This is a genomic window from Streptomyces sp. NBC_01622 (assembly GCF_045209635.1).
In the GTDB taxonomy this organism is placed as follows: Bacteria; Actinomycetota; Actinomycetes; order Streptomycetales; family Streptomycetaceae; genus Streptomyces.
This window is the reverse complement of sequence record NZ_CP109293.1, coordinates 1136203-1153631: the sequence shown is the minus strand read 5'-3', so window position 1 is coordinate 1153631 and position 17429 is coordinate 1136203. Positions and strand designations below refer to the sequence as shown.

Genomic DNA, 17429 nt, shown 5'->3' with positions numbered 1-17429 from the left:
GGCTACGCCTCGCCCTCGAAGTTGGCCCGCCAGGTCAGCAGGCGGCGCGACAGGATCCGTACGGCGAAGTCGCAGGCCAGTCCGAGCAGCGCGTACACGACGAGGCACAGCACGATGACGTCCGTGCGGAAGTACTGCTGGGCGTTGCTCATCAGATAGCCGAGCCCCGCGTCCGCGTTGATCTGCTCGGCGAACACCAGCGCCAGCCAGGCGGTGGAGAGCGCGTACCGGAGTCCCACGAGTGCCCCGGGCAGTGCGCTAGGCAGGATGACGTACTTGATCAGACCGAGCCGGCCGAGCCCCATCATCCGTGCGGCCTCGACGAGTTGGGCGTCGGTGGAGCGGATGCCGCCGTAGATGTTGAAGTACAGCGGGTAGGTCACACCGAGCGCCACCAGGGCGATCTTCGGGGTCTCCTCGATGCCGAACCAGACGATGAACAGCGGGATCAGACCCACCCAGGGGATCGCCCGGAACATGCCCATCGAGGAGTCGATGACGTCCTCGCCGAGCCGGAACAGCCCGGCCGTCAGCGACAGGACGAGTGCGACGCTCGCGCCGATGAGGAATCCGATGGCGGCACGGCGGCCCGACGCGGCGATGGCGCGGGGGAGTTCACCGTCCTTCGTCAGGTCCACGGCCTGTCGGATGACGTCGACGGGGGAGGCCAGCACGGACTCGGGCAGCACCCCGGTGGCGGAGGTCAGGAACCAGAGCAGCACGAGGCCGACCGGTCCCGCGGCGCGGCGCACCGAACGGGGCACAGTGAAACGGCGGTTGACCTTCGCGGTGCCGCGGATGGTGACTCGGGTGGACGGCGCGGGCACGACTTCCTTCTGCTGCGGCAGCACCGCCGCGTCCAGTGGTTTCGTCGTCATGGCCGGTCCCCCTTCGCGGCCGGGCGCGCGGGGTCGGCGGACCAGGCCGACCAGGAACCGGGGAAGAGCGTCGCCTCGAACCCGGCGATCTCCAGCGCCGCGATCTGATGGGCGGCGGTGACCCCGGACCCGCAGTACACGCCGATGCGTGACGCGGCCCCGGCACCCCGCTCCTCGAACCGCTTGCGCAGCTCCTCGGGCGGGCGGAAGGTCCCGTCAGCCGTGAGGTTCTCGCCGGTCGGCGCGGACGCCGCCCCCGGAATGTGCCCCGCGCGCGGGTCCACCGGCTCGACCTCACCCCGGTACCGCTCACCGGCGCGGGCGTCCAACAGCAGCCCGGACACGGCGAGTTCGGCGGCGCCGTCGGCGTCGGTGATCGGCAGCGCACCCGCACGGAGTACGACGTCACCCGGTGCAGGATCGGCGGGAATCCCGGACTCCAGCGGCAGCCCCGCCGTGCGCCAGGCGCCCAACGCCCCGTCCAGCAGCGTCACTTCGTCGACTCCGGCGTACCGCAGCAGCCACCAGGCGCGGGCCGCCGCCGTGTTGCCCAGGTCGTCGTAGACCACGACGGGTCGCCCGCTCCCGATGCCCCAGCGGCGCGCGGATTCCTGCAGTTCCGCGAGGTCCGGCAGCGGATGCCGGCCGCCCTCCGGGTTCGCCGGTGCGGCCAGCTCGGTGTCCAGGTCGACATAGACCGCGCCGGGGATGTGTCCGTCGGCGTAGTGGTCGCGGCCGTAGGGATCGCCCAGCGCCCAGCGGACGTCGAGGAGCACCGGCGGCTGCTCCGAGCGGAGGAGTTCGGCCAGCTCGGGGACCGTGGTGGTCACGTGGCGGCTCATGTCAACTCCTCGGCGATCGCGGGGAGTTCGGGGGAGAGGCGGAGCCGTTCGAGGAAGAGGACGACCGTGGCGGCGACGGTGCGGTGCAGAGCGTCGTTGAGGACGTCGTGCCGGCCGTCCACGAAGGTCACGGTGTGCACGTTCGGGTGACCGTCGTAGACGCTCAGCGCCTGGTCGAGCGGGCTGATCGTGTCGTCCTTGCCGTGCAGGGCCAGCACCGGGACGCGTACCAGGTCCAGGCGCGGCTCGGGCAGCTCGGGGGCGCTGTCGATGGCGCCGCGGCGGAACTCGGGGTCGTTGGTGAGGCGCCCCTGATGGGTCGGGCAGGCGGTGCGCGCCACGGCCTCCTCCTCCCAACTCCCCGCCGTCCAGGCGCCGGTGGGCAGCCCGGCCAGGATCAGCGCGTCGATGCCCGCGGTCTGCTCCGCGGCGAGTTGCAGGGCGTAGCGCGCGCCGGTGTCGGAACCGACCAGCACCTTCGGGCCCGGCAGCGACTCGTCGGCGAGCAGCTTGGCGGCCTGCTCCAGTACGGCGGGGTCGGCTGCCGGGTCGCCGAGGGCGCGGACGCGGTAGGCGTCGTAGCCGAGCCGGCGGCCGAACCGCTCGTAGACACCGCCGTGTTCGCCCCGCCCGGCCAGCACGATCAACGTGCCGCGCGCGGCGAGGCCTTCGGGTTCGTCCCAGGACGAGACAGCGGAAGAGGGCATGGGGTGACAACTCCCAACGAGGGGAAAGGGGAGGGGAATTGAGCAGAGGGAGAGGAAGAGCGCAGGCCGGAGCCGCCGTCACGTGTCAGTGCGCGAGGCGGACGTGATCAGCGAGAACGCGGAATGGGTGCCGGAGAACGGCGTCAGGTCAACGACAGCGCGCGCTGCACGCCACGCCGAAGTCGATGACTCGGCGCTGCGTCAGAAGGGCAGCGAAAGCGGTCGTGTGCAGCATGCGCTCATCATGACCGGCCCCGGCCGGTCGCGTCCAACGATGATTCCGCATCGAAATCGATCAGTTATCGCGATCGATGCCCGAAACGGCTACCGTCACCGGCATGCCCCAACCTGTCCTCGACATCGTGGCCCTGCGCAGCCTGACCGCGATAGCCGACTGCGGCGGCTTCCATCGCGCGGCCCGGGCCCTCGCCCTGAGCCAGTCCGCGGTCAGCCAGCATGTGCGCAGGCTGGAGAAGACGCTCGGCCTGCCGATCGTCGAGCGGGAGGGGCGCGGCACCCGGTTCACACCCGAGGGACGGCTCCTCCTCGAACAGGCCCGCCGCATCCTCGCCGTGCACGACGAGGCCGTACGCACCCTGCTCGACGTGGACGGCGACACCATCACCATCGGCTCCACCGAACACGCGGCCGACCAGTTTCTGCCGCGGCTGACCGCGGCCGTCCAGGAGGTACGGCCCGGCTGCCGGGTCCGCTTCCGCATCGACCGCTCGGCCCGGCTCGTCGAGGCCGTGGAACGCGGCAGCGTCGACGTAGCGGTCTACGTCACCGAGGCCGCCGCCACCGAGGGCACACCGGTCGGCGGCCTCCCGCTGACCTGGCACGCCACACCCGGCTGGCGGCCACCCGCCGCCCCCGCGCCCGTCCCGCTCGTCGCCATCGAGGACCCGTGCGCGATCCGCCGCCGCGCCATCTCCACCCTCGCCGCGCACGGCGTACCCGCCGCGGTCGTCGGCGACGCCGGCTATCTCGCGGGCGTCCTCGACATCGCCCGTACCGGACAGGGCGTCGCCCTGCTGGCCGCCGTCGGATCGGCCCCGGACGGGCTGACCCCGTACGACGGCCTGCCCTCGGTCACCCCGATCCCCATGAGCGCGCTCGCCCGCCCTGGTGCCGACCCGGCGACGGTCGACGCGGCCTTCGCCGCCGTACGGGACCTGCTGCGCTGAGGCGCGCCCCGGTCGCAGATCGGCCGGAACTGCCCCTGCGATGGGGTAGTCCGGCCCATTTCGGAGGAAAGATCCCCCGGGAGATTCGGTGAGCCGATTCCGAGGCTGATTCCGATTCCGATTCTGCAAGGGGGCGCGATCGTCGTGAGGGTCGTCCTGCTCGGTACCGCCGCCAGTGGCGGTTTCCCGCAGTGGAGCTGCGCCTGCGCGCTGTGCGCCGCCGCCCGCGACGGGAAACTGCCCTCGCGCACCCAGGACTGCGTGGCCGTCACCGGCAACGCGCGCGACTGGTGGCTGCTCAACGCCTCACCCGACGTCCGCACCCAACTCGCCGCCACCTCCGCGCTCCGGCCGGGCCCCGGCCCGCGCGACACCCCCGTGCGCGGCGTGCTCCTCACCGACGCCGAGCCCCACCACGTGGCCGGTCTGACCGTGCTGCGCGGGGCGGCGGGCCTCAAGGTGTACGCCCCGCAGCCCGTCCTCGCCGCGCTCACTCCGGCCCGGGCCGTCCTCGACCGCTATGCCCCCTGGGAGTGGGCCGACGGCCTCGCCGAGGACGGGTTCGTGCTCGCCGGAGGGCTGGTCGTCACGGCCCATCCGGTGGGCGACAGGCCGCCCGAGTATGTGCCGCCCCGCCGTCCGGACGACCGCTGGGCGGTCGCGTACCGCGTCGAGGATCTGGCGACCGGCGGAACCTTCGTCCACGCACCGCGCATAGCCGCCTGGACGGACGCTTTCGGCGACCTGTTGGAGACGGCGGACTGCGCGGTGCTCCGCCGGATCTACACCCACCTCGACAACACGAACCCGCTGCTCGACCCCGGTTCGACGGCGCGGTCGCAGGTTAACGGTGCGGACGTCGAAGTGCTCATGGACGGAGCCGAGTTCGTGGTGTGAGGCGGGCGGGCCGGGCGGCGGCTACTCCTGCGCGCTGTCCAACATCCTTGCCAGCACGCCCCGTTGGAGTGGCAGCACCTCCGCGTGCAGATCGCGGCCCTTGCGGGTCAGCGCGACCCACACCCCGCGGCGGTCCTCGACGCACACGGAGCGTTCCACGAGGCCGTCCTTCTCCAGCCGGCCGATGAGCCGGGAGAGCGCGCTCTGGCTGAGATGGACCCGTCCGACCAGGTTCTGCACCCGGCACTGGTCGCCGTCCCCGGGGGCCTCGGACGCGAGCATGTCCAGCACTTCGAAGTCGCTCGCGCCCAGCCCGTGCGGGTGCAGCACGCGGTCGATCTCGCACATCGTGCGCGCGTGCACGGACAGGATGTCCCGCCACTGGTCCTCTAGCTGCCGGGCACCGGCCGACTTCACTGCCATACCTGCACGGTAACACCGATCCGGTCAATCGTTGAGTCTGCAACTAGTGCGTGTGCAAGTAGTGCGTGTGCAAGTAGTGCGTGCGGGTGACCGGGCCGGTGCGGCACCGGGGTCAGGCAGCCGGATTCTGGGTCAGCCCGACGAAGTTCCCGTCCGCGTCCTTCACGAAGGCGATCAGCTTGCCGCCGCCGACGTCCTGGACGTCCTGCACCAGCTCGGCCCCCGCCTCCACCAGAGCCGCCACCCGCGTCCGGATGTCGTCCACGGTCCAGTACGGCACCGGTCCGGTCATGCCCCTGGAGTGCCCGTTCGGGTCGAGACCGACGTCCTGCCCCGCGGCCTTGTAGCCGACGTAGTACGACTCGTCCGCGTACGGCTCGACCCCCAGCAGGGCGCCGAACAGGGCCTTCGCGCGGTCGAGGTCCTTGACGGGGTAGATGATCGTGTTCAGGCCGTCGGTCATGGCGAGCTCCTCCGTGAAGCGTGGTCCGACGGATTTCGCCGGTGAATTCAGGCTAGGGCGGGGCAGCGGGCGAAGGCTTCTCCAATCCTGACCGGCTGCCGCGGGGGCGGGTGCGTCGCCGGTCGGCGCGCCGGGAGAGGATCATCTCCGTGACCCGCGCGACGCGGGACGCAGCGACCGGAACGTGAGACAGGGGGCACACCGTCGTGCAGCAGGACGAGACCGAACTTCCGCCGCCCGCGCCCGGAGGTGCACTGCTGCTCCGGCACCGTCCGTCCCGCCCGCGGGTGGCCGTGCTGGTCCTGCACGGCGGCCAGGAGACGAGCCACCGTCGCGCCCGGCCCTGGCAGCTCGCCGCGCTGCGCATGGGACCGTTCCTGCGGGCGGTGTCCGGCGCGCTGCCCGGCGACGACGTCCTCCTCGCCCGGGCCCGATACCGCGTGCGCGGCTGGAACGGCGACCGCGCCGACCCCGTGCGGGACACCCACCGCGCGCTGGACGAACTCGCCCAACTGGCGGGCCCCGTACCGACCGTGCTGCTCGGCCACTCCATGGGCGCCCGGGCCGCGCTGCGCGCCGCCGGTCACCCGCAGGTGCGCGGTGTGGTCGCGCTGGCGCCGTGGTGGCCACCGGGCGAACCGGTGGAGCAGACGGCGGGCCGACACGTCGTCTGCCTGCACGGCGACCGGGACCGCGTCACCTCACCCACCGACTCGGCGGACTGCGTGCGCAGGGCGCGAACCACGGCCACCCGTACCGGAATGGCACTCATCGGCGGCGGCGACCACGGCATGCTCCGCCGCCACCGCCTCTGGCACGACACCGCGGCAGCCCTCGTCACCCACCTCCTCGACCCCACCGGCACACCGGATCCACTCCCTGAGGAGTCCTACGGGACGGCGGACTTCCCCGTGCTGTGAGCGGGTGACCGAGGAACCGGACCGCCCGGCGGCGCGGCCAGTTCCGCCGCGAACTGCGCCCCCGTGAGCAGCGCCAGGTTCGACAGCCACAGCCAGATCAGGAAGACGACGATGCCCGAGAGCGAGCCGTAGAGCCTGCTGTAGGCGCCGAGTGTCGAGGCGTACGACGAGAAGCCGGCCGAGACGGCCAGCCACAGCGCGGCGGCCAGGGCGCCGCCGGGCAGGGTGTGCCCGCGTCGGTGTGCCGAGGTCGGGCCGGTGTGGAAGACGACCACGACCAGGAGGGCCACCAGGCACAGCAGCACCGGCCAGCGCAGCAGGCTCCACGCCCAGGCCGCGGTGGTGCCCATGCCGAGCATCCGGCCGACGACCTCCGCGAGCGGGCCGGTCAGGATGAGGGTGAGCGAGCCGACCAGTAGCAGACCGAGCAGCAAGAGCGCGGTGAGCACGATGCGGTGCGCCTTGCGCCAGGTCGAACGCCGGTCCTCGGTGCGGTGCATCCGGTGCAGGGCGCGGCGGAACACGGCGAGATAGCTGGAGGCCGACCACAGCGCGCTGCCCGCACCGGTCACGAGCAGCGGCCAGGCCGTGCCGTCCGCGTCCAGCGCGTGGGACAGGACGGTGTGCAGATCGGCGCCCGAGTCGGCCGGGGCGTAGGCGGCGACATGGCTGATGAACTCCTGGGCCGTGTCAGGACTGATCATCCCGAATCCCAGGACAGTGGCGAGCATCGCGGGGAGCACGGTCAGGATCGCGTAGTACGTCAGCGCCGCCGCGTAGTCCGTGATGTCGTCGTTCCACAGCGCGACCGGCGTCCGCCGCAGCGCGGGCCACCACGCGGCGGGCGGCCGGACCGCGATCAGCCCCGCGAACGGTGTGCTCATGCCCACCCGCCTCTCACCTGGTACCCCTTCTGCCCGTGTTGGGCAGCTCTACTCCGCGCAGGCCCGACGGTGGATCGGTCAAAAATTGGCAAAGAAGAGTCAAGAACATGTAAGGTTCACGAAGATCCGCGAGGAAGCAGGGGGACACGTCATGGGCACTCCGCGCGTGAGCAGTACGCCGTTGCCGGGGATCGGTGTCCGCTACGACCTGACGACCCGTGAGCAGCGAGTTCTGTCGGTGGTCGCGCACCGGGACGGCGAGCGGACCCTGAACGCCTACCGCTCGGACGATCCGGACGCCTGCGCCCTGTCCGTACGGCTGACCACGGCGGAGACGGCCGCGCTCGTCGACGCCCTGCTGCCCGAGCACCACAGCCCGAACCTGCTGTCCACCACCGAACTGGGCCTGGTCGCCGAGCGCATTCAGCTGTCGGCGCTCTCGTACTGGAACGGGCGGGTGCTGGGCGAGACCAGGATGCGCACCGAGACCGGCGTCTCGATCGTGGCCGTGCTGCGCCGGGCCGAGGCCGTCCCCTCCCCGACGCCGGACTTCCGGCTGGCCGGCGGGGACACCCTGATCGTGATCGGCACGCGCGAGGGCGTCGAGTCGGCCGCCGCGATACTCGGGCGGGAGTGAGCGTGATGCACTCCTCCGCGAGGTTCCTGATCGAGTTCGGCGCGATCATCCTGGCACTTGGACTGCTGGGCCGGTTCGCCGCACGCTTCCGGTTCTCCCCGATACCGCTCTATCTGCTGGCCGGGCTCGCCTTCGGCGAGGGCGGACTGCTGCCGCTGGGCGCCAGCGAGGAGTTCGTCGCCATCGGCGCCGAGATCGGCGTCATCCTGCTGCTGTTGATGCTCGGCCTGGAGTACACGGCCAGCGATCTCGTCTCCAACCTCAAGACCCAGTACAGCGCGGGTCTCGTCGACGCCGCCCTGAACGCGCTGCCCGGCGCCGCCATGGCCCTGCTGCTCGGCTGGGGGCCGGTCGCCGCGGTGGTGCTTGCCGGGGTCACCTGGATCTCCTCCTCCGGCGTCATCGCCAAGGTCCTCGGCGACCTGGGCCGCCTCGGCAACCGCGAGACCCCCGTCATCCTGAGCATCCTCGTCCTCGAAGACCTCTCGATGGCCGTCTACCTCCCGGTCGTCACCGCGCTCCTCGCCGGCACGGGCCTCGCCTCGGGCAGCCTCACCCTGGTCGTCGCCCTCGGCGCGGCGGCCCTGGTGCTGCTCCTCGCGGTCCGCTACGGCCGCCACATCTCCCGCTTCGTCTCCAGCGACGACCCCGAGAAACTGCTCCTGGTCGTCCTGGGCCTGACCCTCCTGGTCGCCGGTCTCGCCCAGCAGCTCCAGGTGTCCGCCGCCGTGGGCGCGTTCCTGGTCGGCATCGCCCTGTCCGGAGAGGCCGCGGAGGGTGCGCACAGCCTGCTGTCCCCGCTGCGGGACCTGTTCGCCGCCGTGTTCTTCGTCTTCTTCGGTCTGCACACCGACCCGGCGAGCATTCCGCCCGTCCTGCTGCCCGCACTCGCCCTGGCGGTCGTCACCGCGGGCACGAAGATCGCCACCGGGTACTGGGCGGCCCGGCGCGCGGGCATCTCCGCCAAGGGACGCTGGCGGGCGGGCGGCACGCTGGTCGCCCGCGGCGAGTTCTCCATCGTCATCGCCGGCCTCGCCGTCACCGCCGGCATCGAACCCTCGCTCGGCCCGCTGGCGACGGCGTATGTGCTGATCCTGGTGATCGTGGGCCCGCTCAGCGCCCGCTGCACCGAGCCGCTGGCCACCCGTCTGACCGGGCGCGGGCGGGACAAGGCCGCCCGCGTGGCCGACGCGGAAGGGACCGCGAACAGCACGGCTCCGGAGCCCCACGAGGTGGCGTAGGCCCGTGCCGGCGCCCTGCCCCGGTCGTCACCAGCCCGTCAGGAGCAGGTGGTTGAGGAGCAGGGCCAGGGCGGCCTGCGCGGTGAGCCAGGCGCGGGGCCGGGGGAGGAACGCGCAGGCGGGCAGCAGCCACATCGCGAACGGCAGCCAGATGCGCTCCGTCTCCGCCTTGCTCATACCGGAGAGATCCGCGACGAGGAGGGCGAGGAGCGCGGCGAACACCAGCAGGGCGAGCCGGGGTTGGGGCGCGGCGGTGCGCAAACCGCCGCGCAGCTCCGGGAGTTGGGGACGTACGGGAGCGGTGCCCGTCCGCCGCAGACCCGCCACCGTCGCCGGGCCCACGATCAGCGCCGTGCAGGCCAGATTCGCCCACACCCAGTAGCCGTACGGCCGGATCCCGCCAACGCCTTCGTAGTAGCGGGTGATCAACAGGCGGTACGCCTCCCACCAGTTGAAGCCGAGCAGCGTGAACACCACCGGTACGACGGCGAGTCCGGCGACGACGTACGGGAGCGGGCGAAGCCGCCGGTGCCCCAGCAGCAGTGCGGCGCCCGCGATCACCGCGAACAGCGTCAGCCCGTACGAGAGATACGCGGTGAGGCCGAGGAACAGCCCGGCGGCCAGGCCGGCCGAGCGCGGCCGGTGTCCGGTGACCGCGAGGGCGAGGAACGCGACGGCCCAGGCGGCGACGCCCGCGAAGTACCCGTCCGCCGAGGTGCCGACCCACACCGCGGCCGGGGCGAGGACGAGGAACGGGGCGGCGCGGCGGGCGAGTTGCTCACCGGCGAGCACGCGCACGGTGACGAGGACCGCCGCGCCCGCCGTCGCCCCGACGGTGATGCACCAGACGCCCGCCCAGGCCCCGCCGCCCAGTCCGATCCGGTCCAGGAGCACGAAGGTGACGGTGGCCGCCGGGGGATGCCCGGCGATGTGCGCGGGCCAGGGCGCGGGGGAGTGGCTGAGGATGTGGTGGGTGAAGTCGCGCAGGGTGGCGGGGATGTCGTGGAAGCGGCCGATGACCGTGAGGTATTCGTTCGTGGTCGTCAGCCGTCCCGCGATGCCGCGTTGCCAGCCGTCGACCAGGGCCAGCGAGAACGTCCAGGCCATGGCGGTGCCCCAGGCGGTGAACAGCAGTGCGCGCCAAGGCAGTTGGGCGGCGAGGACGGGACCGTACGCCACGACGGCGACCGCGACGGCGAGCGCCGCCGGGGTGCCGGGGCCGACGTGCGGCTCCCACTGGGCGAACACGGGCGGCCAGCCGACGAAGAGCGAGTGGTGGCGGTCCTGGATGGCGGTGCCGACCAGCACCGCCGCCAGGACGAGCAGGGCGGCGGCGAGGCCGGCCGACAGATCGCGGACGTGGTCGCGCGGGCGGTCGCCCGGAACGGCATGGGGACGGTCGTCGGGGCGGGCGTCCTGGTGGCGCTCGCGGTCGCGGAGAAGATCGGGGTTCACGCCGACACGCTAGGTCGGAGTGTGCCCGGCGGAGCCGTCGCCGAGGGAGACGTCAGGGTTTCGTCATGGTTTGCGAACCCGTTCGGGGGGGGTCCCCGGCCTACGGTCGGGGCATGCCACGCTCCCCCTCCTCGCCCGCCTTCTGGCGCAGCCCGCTGCGCGGCCCCTGGTTCACCTCCGTGCTGGGCGTCGTCCTGCTCGTCGGGATCACCGTGCTGTTCGTGACGGGTCTGCTGTCGTACGCCGCCTACAACCCGGACCTCTCGCCGGTGAACGACCAGACCCCGGACAAGGGCCTGCTCGGCTTCTATCTCTTCGCCTGGCCGACCGACCCGTCCTGGCTGTACCGCCTCACACAGGGCACACACGTCACCCTCGGCATCGCGCTGATCCCCGTACTGCTGGCGAAGCTGTGGTCGGTCGTCCCGAAGCTGTTCGCCCTGCCGCCGGCCCGCTCCCTCGCCCACGCGCTGGAACGGCTCTCGCTGCTGCTCCTCGTGGGCGGCGGCCTGTTCGAGTTCACCACGGGCGTGCTCAACGTCCAGCTCGACTACGTCTTCCCCGGCTCCTTCTACCCCCTGCACTTCTACGGCGCCTGGGTCTTCTTCGCCGCCTTCCTCGCCCACGCCGTCCTGAAGACACCCGCGGCCCTGCGCAACCTGCGCCATCTCCGGCACGAACCCCCGCACGAGGAAGGGGAGTTGGTGTCCCCGAACCCCGCCGAACCCACCGTCTCGCGCCGTGGCGCCCTCGGTGTGGTCGGCGGCGGATCGCTGCTGCTGTTCGCCACGACGGCGGGCCGCGGCTTCGACGGACCGCTCCGGGAGACGGCCCTGCTCGCACCGCACGGCGGACCCGAACCGGGCTCCGGCCCCAGTGCCTTCCAGATCAACAAGACGGCGGCCGCGGTCGGCATCGACGCCAGGGAGACCTCCGAGGACGCATGGCGCCTGGTCGTCGAGGGGAACGGCCGCACGGTCCGCCTTGGCCGGGCCGCGCTGCTCCAACTCCCGCTGCACAGCGCCGCGTTGCCCATCGCCTGCGTGGAGGGCTGGTCGACCTCCGACCAGTGGTGGCGAGGCGTACGGCTGCGCGACCTGGCGGCACTCGTCGGCTACGAGACGGACACGGCGCCCGACGTCCTGGTGGAGTCCCTGCAACGGCACGGGGCCTTCCGCCGGTCCGCCCTGCGCGACAACCAGGTCCGCGACCCGCGCTCGCTGCTCGCCCTGTTCGTCAACGGCGAGGACCTCACTCCCGACCACGGCTACCCGGCACGCGTCATCGTCCCCGCGGCGCCCGGCGTGCTCAACACCAAATGGGTGGCCCGTATGACCTTCGGAGACCTGTGATGCGCGTTCCGTTCCGACGGCCGGCTCTCGGCAGCCCGCTGCAACTCCTGCTGCTGGCCTGCTCGTTCGCGCTCGCCGGGTATGCGGGGGTGCGGCTGCTCGCGGACGACTGGTTCGGGGTGGCGCTGTGGTTGGTGGGCGCGGCGGTGCTGCACGACCTGGTGCTGGTGCCGTTGTACGCGGGCGTGGACCGGGCGCTCGCCCGGGTGCTGGGCGCCGCCGGACACCGGGACTGGACGGGCTACGTCCGGGTCCCGGCCCTGCTCTCCGGCCTTCTGCTGCTGGTGTGGTTCCCGCTGATCAGCGGGCAGGTCGCGGACCGCTACAGGTCCGCCACCGCGCTCTCCGGCGACGGGTTCCTGTCCCGCTGGCTGCTGGTCACGGCGGCCCTGTTCGGCGGCTCGGCCGTGCTGCTCGTCCTGCGGTCGCTACGGCTGCTGCGGTTGCGCAGGGCGAGGAAGCAGCGGCCGTCGGCCGTCCACTGACCCTCCGTGCGCCACCCGGCCCAGCCGGAGTGGCGCAACAGGGCCGGGGTCCCCAAGCGGGCCCACGGGAAGGACGTACCGGAGGCTCCACGACCGTCGGCGACCCGGACCCGCACCCGTTCGTCGACGTCGACCGGAGCGGTCTCCACCACCAACAACCCTCCTGGGGCGAGGAGTTGGGACATTCGCCGCAACAGGGCATGCGGGTCACCGCCGATGCCGACGTTGCCGTCGATGAGGAGGGCGGTGTCCCAGCGGCCCTCGCCGGGGACGGGTTCGAAGACGGACCGGCGCAGTGCCTGCCCGCCCAGGCGGACGGCATGCGCGACGGCGGCCTCACTGACGTCGATGCCCAGCACGGGCCGGCCCTGAGCGGCGAGCTCCGCGACGAGCCGCCCGGGCCCGCATCCCACGTCGAGGACGGCCCCTTCGCACCGGCGCAACACCTCCCGGTCCGCCGCGTCGGCCGCCGCGCACCAGCGCTCCACCTCCAGGGGCAGCAGCCAGCCGTCGGTACGGCGGAGGAAGAGCGGGCCGCGACCGGTGCGCAGGGCGTCGGTGTACGGGTCGGCGGACCAGGAGCGTGCGGGGGAGTCCGAGGGCGGGCAGTCGATAACCGCGGTCACCGGGCGCGTGCCCTCGCCGGTGGGCGCCGGCCGCCCCACCTCGCGTGCCGCACTCACCGGCCGACTCCCGTCCTGAGCCGCGCCAGTTCCTTCGCGAACCGCCCGTCCGGCGCCTCGGCGGCGACCAGTTCGGCGTCGTACGCCGTGTCCACGTCCCGCAGGGGCGGGAGGTCGCGGACGCGCAGGCCCGCGGCGGTGAGCCGGGCGCGCTGGACGGCACCGGTGGTGGGCGTCGACATCGGTACACCGCGCAGGAGCGCCGGGTCCGGGTCGGTGAGGCCCAGGGCCCAGAAGCCCCCGTCCTCGGCCGGCCCGAAATACGCGTCGCAGTCGGCGAAGTCGACGGTGAGGAGCGCGGGTGTCACCTGCGGGGTGTCCATGCCGATCAGCAGCGCGGGCCCGGCGCAGCCCGCGAAGGCGGCGGCGAGCCGTTCGTCGAGCCCTCCGCCGCACTGCGGTACGACGTCGAAGCCCGGGGGCAGCCAGGGGCCCGGAGCTCCGTCGAGCACCAGCACCCGCCGCCGCGCGGGCGTCGCCAGCAGTACGTTCAGGGTGTCGACCAGCGAGGCCTCGGCGAGCGCGGCGGCCTCCTCGGGCGTGAACGGCGGAGTGAGCCGGGTCTTCACCCGTCCGGGCCGCGGTTCCTTGGCGATGACGAGAAGGGTGGTCACCGGGAAGTGGCTCCTTGAGGTGAGGGGGCGGCTGTCGGCACCGTCGCGGGCGCCGGGGGTTCGGCCAGCACCCGGCGCATGTCCCGTACCGCCTGCCAGGTGCCGCGCCAGGTCCCGGTGACCTTGGAGGCGCCAGTGCGCGGCAGATACGGCACGTCGTGCTCGGCGACGCGCAGACCGGCGTCGGCGGCACGCACCACCATCTGGAGCGGGTAGCCGCTGCGGCGGTCCGTGAGGCCGAGCGCGAGCAGATCCGCGCGGCGGGCGGCCCGCAGCGGGCCGAGGTCGTGCAGCCGCAGCCCGGTGCGGCGGCGCAGCATCCGGGCCAGCGCGAGGTTGCCCGCCCGGGCGTGCGGGGGCCAGGCCCCGCGCCCCTGCGGCCGGCGCCGCCCGAGCACGAGATCGGCCTCGCCGTCGCGTACCTCGCGAACGAAGTCCACCAGCAGGGACGGGTCGAGCGAGGCGTCGCAGTCGCAGAAACACACGATGTCCGCGGTGGCGGCCAGCAGCCCGGCATGACAGGCGGCGCCGAACCCGCGGCGCTCCTCGCGCACGACGGTGGCGCCGAGGCTGTGGGCGAGTGCCGCGGAACCGTCCGTGGACCCGTTGTCCACGACCAGCGCGCGCCAGCCCCGCGGAATGCGGGCCAGCACCCAGGGCAGGGCCTCGGCCTCGTTGAGGCAGGGGAGGACCACGTCGACGGGCGCCGGGTCCGGATCTGGTGGGGGAGGTGTCGTCACGGCTTTCACCCTACGAGCGCGAATCCGGCATACCGGACTTCGGTTCCTTACGAAACGCGGACGTCCGGGCAGCGGATTCGGAAGGCGGGCGCGGCCGGTGGGACCCTTGATGACATGCAGCAGCCGTACGAATCCCCAGGTGCCGTGCCCGTCGAGAGCGGGCAGGCCCATCCGATGCGCGTCCTCGTGGTCGACGACGACCCGACCGTCGCCGAGATCGTCTCCGGATACCTCGACCGAGCCGGATACGTCGTGGACCGCGCCGAGGACGGGCCGGGCGCGCTGGCCCGGGCCGCCGCGCACTGGCCGGACCTGGTGGTCCTCGACCTGATGCTGCCCGGCATGGACGGCCTGGAGGTGTGCCGCCGGCTGCGCGGCCACGGACCCGTGCCGGTCATCATGCTCACCGCGCGCGGCGACGAGGATGACCGGATCCTCGGTCTGGAGGTCGGCGCCGACGACTACGTCACCAAGCCGTTCAGCCCACGCGAACTCGTCCTCCGCGTGGAGTCCGTGCTGCGCCGCAGCGGCCCCCCGGCCGTGACCCGCCCCCTGAGCTCGGCGGGACTGACGGCCGACCCCGCCGCCCGCCGCGCCACCAAGAACGGCGCCGAACTCGCCCTCACCCTGCGGGAGTTCGACCTCCTCGCCTTCTTCCTACGACACCCCGGGCGGGCCTTCAGCCGGGAGGATCTGATGCGGGAGGTGTGGGGCTGGGACTTCGGCGACCTGTCGACCGTCACCGTGCATGTACGACGGCTGCGCGGCAAGGTCGAGGACGATCCCGCCAGACCCCGCCTGATCCAGACGGTGTGGGGCGTCGGCTACCGCTTCGAGCCCGCTCGCACCGGCTCGGTCGAGGAGGGCTGATCATGCGCGACATGCTGCTCATCGCCCTGTTCGCCTTTCTGGGCGCCGCCGGGGCCGGGGTGCTCGGCGCGGGCGCGCTGTGGCTGCTGCGCCGGAGGTCGCTCACCGCGTCCGTGTCCGTGGTCGCCGCGGTCGCGGTGACGGCGATGTTCGCGGGCACGCTGGCAGTGGCGCAGGCGATGTTCCTGTCCTCGCACGACCTGAGTGTCGTCACCACCGTCGTCGCCATGGCGGCCGTGGTCTCCCTGGTCACCGCCCTGCTGCTCGGCCGCTGGGTCGTCGCCGGCAGCCGTGAACTCGCCCGCGCGGCAAGGGACTTCGGTGACGGCGGAGACTTCTCGGCACCCGAGGGCCCGGCGACGGCCGAACTGGCCGATCTGAGCCGGGAGTTGGGCGCGACCAGCGCCAAGCTCGCCGAATCCCGGGACCGCGAACGCGCGTTGGAGTCCTCGCGCCGCGAACTCGTCGCCTGGATCTCCCACGACCTGCGCACCCCGCTCGCCGGTCTGCGCGCGATGTCCGAGGCCCTGGAGGACGGGGTCGCCGCCGACCCCGTCCGCTATCTCCGCCAGATCCGCACCGAGGTCGAACGCCTCAACGACATGGTCGGCGACCTCTTCGAACTCTCCCGCATACACGCGGGGACGCTCACGCTCTCCCCGTCCCGGATGTCGCTCTACGACCTGATCGGCGACGCCCTCGCCGGCGCGGACCCGCTGGCCCGGGAGCACGGGGTGCGGCTGGTCGGCGACCGGATCGTGTCGGTGCCGGTCGAGGTGGACGGCCGCGAGATGAGCCGGGTCCTGGGGAACCTGCTGGTCAACGCGATCCGCCGGACACCGGCCGACGGCACGGTCGCGGTCGCCGCCGAGCGGTCCGCCGAGGGCGTGGTGCTGTCCGTGACGGACGGCTGCGGCGGCATCCCCGAGGAGGACCTGCCGCGCGTCTTCGACACGGGCTGGCGCGGCACCCACGCGCGGACGCCCCCGGCCGGGGCCGGCCTGGGCCTGGCGATCGTGCGCGGCATCGTCGAGGCCCACCAGGGCCGGGCCGCCGTACGGAACGTGTCCGGCGGCTGCCGCTTCGAGGTGACACTGCCGATGGCCGAGGGGTGAACGCCGGCGGCGCCCTCGGCCAGCAGCCGGTCGGCTACCGCTCCCCGCGCAGCTTCGACACCGCGAACTCCCGCATCCCCTCCGGGAACGCGACCTCCGCCTTCCAGCCCAGCTCGGCCCGCAGCCGTGCGGAGTCCGCCGTGATGTGGCGGACGTCGCCGAGCCGGTACTCCCCGGTCACGACGGGCTCGGGCCCGCCGTACGCGGCGGCCAGCACCCGCGCCATCTCGCCGACCGTGTGCGGGTCCCCGCTGCCGGTGTTGTACGCGGTCAGCGCCCCTTCCCGGGGCTCCGACTCCAGCGCCGCCACGTTCGCCGCCGCCACGTCCCGTACGTGCACGAAGTCCCGCCGCTGGCCGCCGTCCTCGAACACCCGAGGAGCCTCACCACGGGCGAGCGCGGACCGGAAGAAGGAGGCGACCCCGGCGTACGGGGTGTCACGCGGCATCCTCGGGCCGTACACGTTGTGGTAGCGCAGCGAGACGGCCGAACCACCCGTGGCGCGCGCCCAGGCCGACGCCAGATGTTCCTGGGTCAGCTTGGTCGTCGCGTACACGTTACGGGGGTCGACCGGAGCGTCCTCACCCACCAGCCCCGGCGTCAACTCCTCGCCGCAGTGCGGACATCGGGGCTCGAAGCGCCTCGCGTCCAGATCGGCCACGGCCCGGGGCCCCGGCCGCACCGGCCCGTGCCACTCGCAGGCGTAGGAGCCCTCGCCGTAGACGACCATCGACCCCGCGAGCACCAGCCGGCGCACGCCCGTGGCGGCCATGGCGGCGAGCAGTACCGCCGTACCGAGGTCGTTGTGCGAGACGTAGTCGGGCGCGTCGCCGAATCCCGTGCCCAGTCCGACCATCGCCGCCTGATGGCATACGGCGTCCACGCCCCGCAGCGCGTGCGCGACCGCTTCGCCGTCGCGCACGTCCGGTCCGTCGCGCAGGTCGAACACGATCGCCTCGTGTCCGTGCGCGGTCAGCGCCTCGACGACATGGGACCCGATGAACCCGGCACCGCCGGTGATCAGTACTCGCATGTG

The 17429-nt window shown here is 73.0% G+C and carries 19 protein-coding genes; 8 read left to right on the top strand and 11 right to left on the bottom strand.

Annotated features, from left to right (window positions below; translation table 11 throughout):
* Window positions 1–2: 2 nt before the first annotated feature.
* Genes OH768_RS05300 through OH768_RS05290 form a run of 3 tightly spaced genes read right to left on the bottom strand, consistent with a single transcriptional unit; the run spans window position 3 to window position 2427 of the window.
* Complete coding sequence (locus OH768_RS05300; RefSeq protein WP_406450533.1) at window positions 3–878, bottom strand: ABC transporter permease; 876 nt, start codon at window positions 876–878, stop codon at window positions 3–5.
* Window positions 875–1720 (bottom strand): sulfurtransferase, encoded by an 846-nt coding sequence (locus OH768_RS05295; RefSeq protein WP_406450531.1) that lies wholly within the window; start codon window positions 1718–1720, stop codon window positions 875–877. The genes OH768_RS05300 and OH768_RS05295 overlap by 4 nt, the downstream gene beginning before the upstream one ends.
* Complete coding sequence (locus tag OH768_RS05290) at window positions 1717–2427, bottom strand: alpha/beta hydrolase (RefSeq protein WP_406450529.1); 711 nt, start codon at window positions 2425–2427, stop codon at window positions 1717–1719. Before OH768_RS05290 ends, OH768_RS05295 begins: the two co-directional genes overlap by 4 nt.
* A gap of 338 nt (window positions 2428–2765) precedes the next feature.
* Here OH768_RS05290 and OH768_RS05285 point away from each other — a divergent pair, with 338 nt between their 5' ends.
* Both OH768_RS05285 and OH768_RS05280 read left to right on the top strand, forming a co-directional pair.
* Entirely contained in the window at window positions 2766–3614 is an 849-nt protein-coding gene (locus OH768_RS05285) for a LysR family transcriptional regulator (protein ID WP_359613528.1), read from the top strand.
* 144 nt (window positions 3615–3758) lie between these two features.
* Window positions 3759–4511 (top strand): MBL fold metallo-hydrolase, encoded by a 753-nt coding sequence (locus OH768_RS05280; protein ID WP_406450527.1) that lies wholly within the window; start codon window positions 3759–3761, stop codon window positions 4509–4511.
* Between the two features lie 21 nt (window positions 4512–4532).
* Here the strand turns inward: OH768_RS05280 and OH768_RS05275 are convergent, their stop codons facing one another.
* Together OH768_RS05275 and OH768_RS05270 are read right to left on the bottom strand one after the other, a co-directional pair.
* Window positions 4533–4934: a MarR family winged helix-turn-helix transcriptional regulator gene (locus OH768_RS05275; protein WP_406450525.1), complete on the bottom strand. Its 402-nt coding sequence runs from the start codon at window positions 4932–4934 to the stop codon at window positions 4533–4535.
* A gap of 112 nt (window positions 4935–5046) precedes the next feature.
* Entirely contained in the window at window positions 5047–5397 is a 351-nt protein-coding gene (locus OH768_RS05270; RefSeq protein WP_406450523.1) for a VOC family protein, read from the bottom strand.
* A gap of 206 nt (window positions 5398–5603) precedes the next feature.
* Between OH768_RS05270 and OH768_RS05265 the strand changes: the two genes are divergently transcribed.
* Complete coding sequence (locus OH768_RS05265) at window positions 5604–6317, top strand: alpha/beta family hydrolase (RefSeq protein WP_406450521.1); 714 nt, start codon at window positions 5604–5606, stop codon at window positions 6315–6317.
* Here the strand turns inward: OH768_RS05265 and OH768_RS05260 are convergent.
* Complete coding sequence (locus OH768_RS05260) at window positions 6287–7201, bottom strand: YihY/virulence factor BrkB family protein (protein WP_406450519.1); 915 nt, start codon at window positions 7199–7201, stop codon at window positions 6287–6289. The genes OH768_RS05265 and OH768_RS05260 overlap by 31 nt on opposite strands.
* A gap of 151 nt (window positions 7202–7352) precedes the next feature.
* On the opposite strand from OH768_RS05260, the gene OH768_RS05255 reads away from it, so the two are divergent.
* On the top strand, window positions 7353–7838 hold the full coding sequence (locus tag OH768_RS05255; RefSeq protein WP_051106210.1) for a cation:proton antiporter regulatory subunit: 486 nt from the start codon (window positions 7353–7355) through the stop codon (window positions 7836–7838).
* A 5-nt stretch (window positions 7839–7843) separates the two neighbouring features.
* The gene (locus OH768_RS05250; protein WP_406450517.1) at window positions 7844–9079 is read left to right on the top strand and encodes a cation:proton antiporter; all 1236 of its coding nucleotides are present in this window, start codon (window positions 7844–7846) and stop codon (window positions 9077–9079) included.
* Window positions 9080–9106: 27 nt separating this feature from the next.
* Here the strand turns inward: OH768_RS05250 and OH768_RS05245 are convergent, their stop codons facing one another.
* Complete coding sequence (locus OH768_RS05245; RefSeq protein WP_406450515.1) at window positions 9107–10534, bottom strand: hypothetical protein; 1428 nt, start codon at window positions 10532–10534, stop codon at window positions 9107–9109.
* A 113-nt stretch (window positions 10535–10647) separates the two neighbouring features.
* Between OH768_RS05245 and OH768_RS05240 the strand changes: the two genes are divergently transcribed.
* Window positions 10648–11886 (top strand): molybdopterin-dependent oxidoreductase, encoded by a 1239-nt coding sequence (locus OH768_RS05240; protein ID WP_406450513.1) that lies wholly within the window; start codon window positions 10648–10650, stop codon window positions 11884–11886.
* Between the two features lie 322 nt (window positions 11887–12208).
* Here the strand turns inward: OH768_RS05240 and OH768_RS05235 are convergent, their stop codons facing one another.
* From OH768_RS05235 to OH768_RS05225, 3 genes are read right to left on the bottom strand one after another with little or no spacing between them, the layout of a single operon-like run.
* On the bottom strand, window positions 12209–13054 hold the full coding sequence (locus OH768_RS05235; protein WP_406450511.1) for a class I SAM-dependent methyltransferase: 846 nt from the start codon (window positions 13052–13054) through the stop codon (window positions 12209–12211).
* Window positions 13051–13668, bottom strand: coding sequence for a DUF2064 domain-containing protein (locus OH768_RS05230; protein WP_406450509.1), 618 nt, complete (start codon window positions 13666–13668; stop codon window positions 13051–13053). Before OH768_RS05230 ends, OH768_RS05235 begins: the two co-directional genes overlap by 4 nt.
* On the bottom strand, window positions 13665–14417 hold the full coding sequence (locus OH768_RS05225; protein WP_406450507.1) for a glycosyltransferase family 2 protein: 753 nt from the start codon (window positions 14415–14417) through the stop codon (window positions 13665–13667). The genes OH768_RS05230 and OH768_RS05225 overlap by 4 nt, the downstream gene beginning before the upstream one ends.
* Window positions 14418–14522: 105 nt before the next feature.
* Between OH768_RS05225 and OH768_RS05220 the strand changes: the two genes are divergently transcribed.
* Complete coding sequence (locus tag OH768_RS05220) at window positions 14523–15278, top strand: response regulator transcription factor (RefSeq protein ID WP_406450505.1); 756 nt, start codon at window positions 14523–14525, stop codon at window positions 15276–15278.
* 2 nt (window positions 15279–15280) lie between these two features.
* Complete coding sequence (locus tag OH768_RS05215) at window positions 15281–16393, top strand: sensor histidine kinase (protein ID WP_406450503.1); 1113 nt, start codon at window positions 15281–15283, stop codon at window positions 16391–16393.
* Window positions 16394–16427: 34 nt separating this feature from the next.
* Here OH768_RS05215 and OH768_RS05210 read toward each other — a convergent pair whose 3' ends face one another.
* Window positions 16428–17426, bottom strand: coding sequence for an NAD-dependent epimerase/dehydratase family protein (locus OH768_RS05210; RefSeq protein ID WP_406450501.1), 999 nt, complete (start codon window positions 17424–17426; stop codon window positions 16428–16430).
* Window positions 17427–17429: the final 3 nt, after the last annotated feature.